General features: G+C 42.7%; 5 protein-coding genes and 1 pseudogene. 3 read left to right on the plus strand and 3 right to left on the minus strand.

The genetic code is table 11. From position 1 onward, the window contains the following. Window positions 1–51 precede the first annotated feature (51 nt). Both AC5JMF_RS29935 and AC5JMF_RS29940 read right to left on the minus strand, forming a co-directional pair. A pseudogene (locus tag AC5JMF_RS29935) lies at window positions 52–309 on the minus strand (DUF4351 domain-containing protein); the annotation flags it as partial. Window positions 310–604: 295 nt separating this feature from the next. Continuing rightward, the gene (locus AC5JMF_RS29940; protein WP_495799342.1) at window positions 605–1,306 is read right to left on the minus strand and encodes a hypothetical protein; all 702 of its coding nucleotides are present in this window, start codon (window positions 1,304–1,306) and stop codon (window positions 605–607) included. Between the two features lie 144 nt (window positions 1,307–1,450). Between AC5JMF_RS29940 and AC5JMF_RS29945 the strand changes: the two genes are divergently transcribed. The 3 genes from AC5JMF_RS29945 to AC5JMF_RS29955 all read left to right on the plus strand — a co-directional run bounded on the left by AC5JMF_RS29945 (window position 1,451) and on the right by AC5JMF_RS29955 (window position 3,227). Further along, window positions 1,451–1,672, plus strand: a complete 222-nt coding sequence (locus tag AC5JMF_RS29945; protein WP_495799343.1) for a hypothetical protein — start codon at window positions 1,451–1,453, stop codon at window positions 1,670–1,672. Between the two features lie 221 nt (window positions 1,673–1,893). Next, window positions 1,894–2,178, plus strand: a complete 285-nt coding sequence (locus AC5JMF_RS29950) for a hypothetical protein (protein WP_495799344.1) — start codon at window positions 1,894–1,896, stop codon at window positions 2,176–2,178. A 77-nt stretch (window positions 2,179–2,255) separates the two neighbouring features. Further along, complete coding sequence (locus AC5JMF_RS29955) at window positions 2,256–3,227, plus strand: zinc-binding alcohol dehydrogenase family protein (protein ID WP_495799345.1); 972 nt, start codon at window positions 2,256–2,258, stop codon at window positions 3,225–3,227. Between the two features lie 13 nt (window positions 3,228–3,240). On the opposite strand, the gene AC5JMF_RS29960 is transcribed toward AC5JMF_RS29955, so the two are convergent. Then, window positions 3,241–3,675: a hypothetical protein gene (locus AC5JMF_RS29960; protein WP_495799346.1), complete on the minus strand. Its 435-nt coding sequence runs from the start codon at window positions 3,673–3,675 to the stop codon at window positions 3,241–3,243. Window positions 3,676–4,543: the final 868 nt, after the last annotated feature.

Here is a 4,543-nt window from a genome sequence, read left to right on the forward strand (position 1 = left end):
TGGCACTATGACGTGCCACATCCTCAAGGGTTTTCAGCCTAGCCATCCTTATAATTTTTGGAGACAATCACAAATTTCATCACTAGAAGCAGCATTGCGAAAGGGTTCAAATATTGCCGGAGATTCGGCAAATCTTCCCAGTAGCCCTAGCAATTCTAAATTAGAGGTTTGCTGTGCTGATGGAGTAAATAACACATCAATTTCTTTAATCTCTCCTGATATCTTTTTTGATGATTTTACTTCTCCATAAGGTTTTAACAGTTCTTCGAGATAGTCCTTGGCAAATTCGTCATGTACAAATCGAGTCATTCAATTTAGTTTATTTATCATTGATTTGAAGTAATTAATGAAGAAGAATTCAGCTATTCTGAAAAAGGAAGTCAGAACACCTTAGTGGGGGATTCAAACCCACTACTAATTGAAGACCACGCTCATCGAAGATAAGCGCAAAGGTGCAAAAACGCCGTTTATTCATCCGCCAGTCGGACTCCCATTTATACGCTCATTCTGACTCCTGACTCCTGAATTCTGTTTTGATAATAGCTTTTGTTAATGCCAAGTGGGTAGAGAAAGCTTCTCAACACAGACTTCTCTAACTTGTTGTTTAAGTTCCATCATTTAGTTTTTGCATCTGTTCAATTAGAAAAAGAACATGTTTGTCATTTGGCGGTAATTGCTGGAATACTGACATTGCCGTTTGATAACATTTAAGTGCTTCTTGATTTCTTGATAATTTCTTCAGACAATTACCCCATTTTTGTAAAGTCCGGGCTTTGTCAAACTCATTAGCTTTAAAGCGATTGAGTGATAATGAGACATCGTAGCAATCAACAGCTTGCTGGTAATTATCTAATGCTTGCGTGTATTGTAAAAGAAGAAATTGCAAATCAGCTAATGATGTTAATGCACCAGCCTTAAGTGCATGATTGCAATAGTCATTTGGACTAAGTAATAGTGCAGTTTCGTAAGTCTTAAGGCAGTACTCATAAGTACTGAATGCTTCTGTATATTGTTTGTTGCTTGATTGCAGTTCGGCTAATCTTTCTATGACCATTCCCAAATAACTGATATTAAGCACATCATCAGGAGTTTGGGAAAATGCAGTTTCATATGCAGCGATCGCGCGGCTTAAAGTCTCTGTTGCCTTTAGGTACTGCCGTTGCTCTAACTGTAGTGAGCATAACTTCTCTAACGCCATGCCAAAACGCTTGTTCGTTTTGAAGTCATTGGGAGCAAATCTTAATGCGGTATTGTACATTTCAACCGCTTGAATATAAGTTTCTACCGACTCAAGCTGTTGCTCCATAAAACTAATTCCTAACTTCGTGTTGAAGTTTCTTGTGTTTGTTGGTAATGAGTAGCTCAAAAAGTAGAGACAAGATTGTTGCCTTTTTATAGTACAATTGTTCTGTTAACTGTTGAAGTTGCTCCTAGTTAAAACACACCCCAAATGCTTCTGGAACAATTAACCAGAAGCATTTTGATTGAGAATACTTCTGCTTTGGCGATCGCCTCAAGGTGTGCCGTTATTGAGGCGAACGCAAATTACTTCAAGTTACATTTCGCTACAGAAACACTATTATTACATAATTCATCCAAATTATTGGTGACTGAACACCGAATTTTGAGTGCTAAGGGTCATCGTGCCAAAAAAAAAGGGTTTATATCGTAGGTGGGAAGTAATGTCAGCAGATGATACTTAACATTGACAAAAATTGTTGTTTTTGGCAATGTTCTCAACTGGAGTTGGTATTTATGCTTGAGGCTGAAACAAGCTCACATTAAGGGTTTAGTAAACCCGTGTAATAAAGTTAACAACCTGTCCCGAAATCCATATATCTCGGCAGGCTTCCAGAACGAGTATCACCGTAAAATCACGGAACAATTGTAGCCATGAATCAACTAGCCAAATCGGCAGATCCAACCCCCCTAACCCTTGAGAAGAAGCTCGCTCTACTACAAAAGTTAAAAGATGAATTAGGTAGTGGAGACACGATTCGCCGTCTATTCTTTGGCGATCTCGAACCGATTGCACTCCAAGCAGGAGGAGCTGGCACAGTCGTCCATCTCTACAACAAAGCCAACGATATCACCATTGCCTATTGTGTAACCTACGATGTATTTTTGGCTGCCCGACAGGGACGAGTCACTGAATTTGATCCTGCCCAAATCAAGTAGAGCTATTAAAGTTATTTTGTCCGCTAGGAAAGCAACGCTTTTGTAGCGTGGGTTGAGAGATAGAAAAGGAGACTGATATGCGAGCTATCGTAATCGACCATTTTGGTGGTCTTGACAGTTTGGTGGTCAAGGAGATACCTAAGCCTGAACCAAAGGCAAGACACGTTGTGATTCAGGTCAAGGCATTCGGGATTAATCACGCTGAGATGCATATGCGTAGAGGCGAGTGGGCGGAGGCGGCCGAGGTCAGTGGCATTGAGTGTGTTGGTGTCGTGGATTCCTGCCCTGGTGCGGAGTTTGCTGTTGGCAGCAAAGTGGCTGCTCTCATGGGTGGGTTGGGAAGAACGATCAACGGCAGCTATGCAGAATACACCCGCGCACTTGTGACTGGTGTGGCTCAAATCGAGTCCAATCTTCCTTGGGAAGAACTCGCTGCAATTCCGGAGTCCTACGCAACAGCTTGGACTTGTTTATTTCGCAATCTTGAAATAGCGAAAGGTGAGACGCTGGTAATTCGTGGTGCTACCTCTTCTCTCGGATTGGCAGCGCTGAATATGGCGGTGGATGCAGGCGCAAAGGTGATCGCCACCACACGCAATCGTGAACGTTTCCAAAAGCTGGAGAAACTCGGTGCGTATCGCGTCGAGTTGGAGAGGCCCGATCTCTCGAAACGAATCACCGAAGCAAAGCAAATCGATGCCGTGCTGGATCTTGTTGGAAATAGCACGATCCTGGACTCGCTTCAAATTCTGTGCCGTGGTGGTCGCGCCTGCCTGGCGGGTTGGTTGGGCGGGCTTGCTCCCATTGCTGACTTCAATCCACTCCTACAAATGGCCAGTGGTGTCTATTTGACCTTTTTCGGCAGCTTTGTATTTGGCACACCAGGATTTCCACTCTCTGATGTTCCGCTTCAGATGATCGCACAAAAAGTTGCGTCCGGTCAGTATCAAGCCAAGCCTTCGCGTGTGTTTCGGTTTGATGAAATCCGTGAGGCACATCGCGTAATGGAAGCTAATGAAGCGAATGGCAAACTAGTGGTTCGCGTTTGAATAAGCAAGACCCCTAGCTATCTAATTGGGATGAAAGAGCCTGAGACTCAAGCACAGAGAGAATTTCTTGATGTTGATGAACTAAACTTTGTATTGCGCTAACTGGATCATGATGAAGGCAATGTTTTTGTTGACGAGGGGCTTCGGACAAGGCTAATCTACGACGTTGAGCTTTGTACTCGTTTACAGGTACTTGCTGAATTTGTTCAAGTAACTGTTTTTCGCTTTCAGCAAGAAAGAGGACTTGATATTGACCTTGCATCACGTAATTCGGCAGTAGATTTGCGTCCGCTAATACATAGGTGTTCGGGACTCTGGTTCGCTCCATTATCCGTTGCACAACGTCTTTGACGATTCTACCACTTGGGACTTTACCGCCAGCTTGCTGTACTGCCTGCTGCCATGCCTGTTGCTGTATTTCCGGTTCTAGAGGAATCAAAGGACGCAATTGATATTCATTGATTGGGAGAATTTGTCTTTCTTCGGGTAATTGTAATGCTTGATATATTAGGACTGAGAAAAATACTATACAAAAAATCTCCGTATAATAACATAGTTAGACTGCTTAAACAAATAGTGGGAATATTAGCTTGAATCTAACAGATAGGCTAAAAATAAGGAGAGTCTTAAGATGCTATTCGAGAGTGGAGCGGTCTGGCTCAGAAAGGCGGTTACTCTTGCAATTACACTGTTTTTTGTGTCAGTCAATTGCAAACTCGCGAACAGCCAACCATCTGTTAGCCCTACCTCTACGCCAACGATGCAACCGTCTTCGAGGTTGTTTGTAAAGATTGATGCGGCTGGTCGAGCGTATATTAACGGAAAGCCCACCCCTATACTGTTTGTACAGCTTGATGCAGATAGTCGAGCATATATCAACGGAAAACCCATTGCACATAATAATCAAAAGCCTACTTCAAAAGATCAACTAACTAGAGCTTTGATTGATTTCAACAGAGCCAATTCATGTGGGTGGGTTGTGCTGTTTGCTTCTGAATTAACAAAATATAACTCAGTTTTGGAGACGATCAGCCTTTTTAGGCGGGTGGGAGTTAGTCGTGTAGCGATCAGGCATCCGTTTTATCCTCCAAATACGGCAATTACACCTGTATCTGGCGTTTTTGAGATCAGTGAGCTACCACTGAGTTATCAGGTTACCGGGCCCAGGCTCGCTGATCTACAACCCCAATTTTCAAATTGTCCTCGTTAGCCATTTGAGCTTCTTGAACTTTTTTTCAAAATCTGCTGAACTTAAACTTCCTAACCCACATTCCGCAGATATTAAAGAAAATTTAGGAATTAAAAATTCCCAGAAA

It is taken from the genome of Desmonostoc vinosum (assembly GCF_059505385.1).

Bases quoted from the DNA above. Each gene is read 5' to 3' on its own strand.
- AC5JMF_RS29940 (WP_495799342.1), bottom strand. From the start codon at position 1,306: ATGGAGCAACAGCTTGAGTCGGTAGAAACTTATATTCAAGCGGTTGAA.
- AC5JMF_RS29945 (WP_495799343.1), top strand. From the start codon at position 1,451: ATGCTTCTGGAACAATTAACCAGAAGCATTTTGATTGAGAATACTTCT.
- AC5JMF_RS29950 (WP_495799344.1), top strand. From the start codon at position 1,894: ATGAATCAACTAGCCAAATCGGCAGATCCAACCCCCCTAACCCTTGAG.
- AC5JMF_RS29955 (WP_495799345.1), top strand. From the start codon at position 2,256: ATGCGAGCTATCGTAATCGACCATTTTGGTGGTCTTGACAGTTTGGTG.